1 protein-coding gene is annotated in these 1,340 nt (G+C 75.1%); it reads left to right on the top strand.

All coding sequences use genetic code 11. The features are described 5' to 3' along the window. The first annotated feature begins 273 nt into the window (after positions 1-273). Positions 274-1,326 carry a LacI family DNA-binding transcriptional regulator gene (locus ACYVE9_RS27125; protein ID WP_461030535.1) on the top strand — a complete coding sequence of 351 codons (1,053 nt, stop codon included), beginning with the start codon at positions 274-276 and terminating at the stop codon, positions 1,324-1,326. Positions 1,327-1,340 lie beyond the last annotated feature (14 nt).

The raw sequence follows: 1,340 nt of genomic DNA, 5'->3' as shown, positions 1-1,340 counted from the left end.
GGCCGGTGCACGACGCTTCGTCGGGCACCGGCCGCTTCGCCGGACACGTCGGGCAGCCGGACGCTCGCCTCGGCGCGCGGGGTGCCTCGGGCGCGGCGAAGTCCGTGCGGCGCGTGTCGATCCGGCCGGGGGTCCGGGTCTCGCCGTCCCTGGGCGCGGAGATCCGAGTCCGGCCCCTGCGAGTGAGGGGCGAGAGCGCTCTCAGGCACCGCCCCTGCACACTGCGCATGTTGAGCGGTAGCGTCAAGCCCTTGGTGACGACCGCAATGGTCGGTGACGGAGAAGGAGTTCGACGTGCACGGTGCCCGCCCCACCCTCGAAGCGGTGGCCGCACATGCCGGGGTGTCCCGCGCGACCGTGTCCCGGGTGGTCAACGGCGGGGCCGGGGTGCGCCAGGAGGTGCAGGACCGGGTCCGCGAGTCGGTGGCGGAACTGGGCTACGAGCCGAACCGCGCGGCCCGCTCGCTCGTCACCCGGCGCACCGGCGCGGTCGCCGTCGTGATCGCCGAGCCCGACACCCGTATCTTCACCGACCCGTTCTTCGCCCAGCAACTGCGCGGCATCAGCCGGGAACTGGCCAGGCACGACCTCCAGCTCCTGCTGCTGCTCCTGGAGCAGCGCACGGACCACGACCGCATCGGCCGCTACCTCTCCGGCGGCCACGTGGACGGCGCCCTGATGCTCTCCCTGCACCGCGATGACCCGCTCCCGTCGATGGCGGCCGCCTCCGCGCTGCCGACGGTCTTCGGCGGCCGGCCCGACTGGCCGGGTGCCGAGGACGACCCGAACCTGCTGTACGTGGACACCGACAACCGCGGCGGCGCCCGGCAGGCCGTCGAGCACCTGGTGTCCCGCGGCCGGCGCCGGATCGCGGTGATCACCGGGCCGCTGGACCAGACGTCGGCCGGCGACCGGCTGGCCGGCTACCGCGACGTGCTGGGCACCGCCTCCGGCAGCGCCGAGCTGGCCGCGCAGGGCGACTTCACCACGGAGGGCGGTGAGCGCGCCATGGCCGAGCTGCTGGATCGCGCCCCCGACCTGGACGCCGTCTTCGCCGGCAACGACCTGATGGCCTCGGGCGCGATGCGGACGCTCCGGGCCCGCGGCAGGCGGGTGCCGGAGGACGTCGCGGTGGTCGGCTACGACGATCTCGAACCGGCCGCCTGGGTGGAGCCGGCCCTGACCACCGTGCGGCAGGACGTGCAGGGCATGGGCACGATGATGGCCGGGCTGCTGCTGCGGCGGCTCGGACTGGACGGCGCCGACGGCCCCCCGCCCGCGCCGGTGATCACCCCGGCCCAGCTGATCGTCCGCGACTCGACGTGAGGCGGCGGCCGTCG

This window comes from Streptomyces sparsus (genome assembly GCF_054776295.1).
This window is presented reverse-complemented; position numbering and strand designations above follow the sequence as displayed.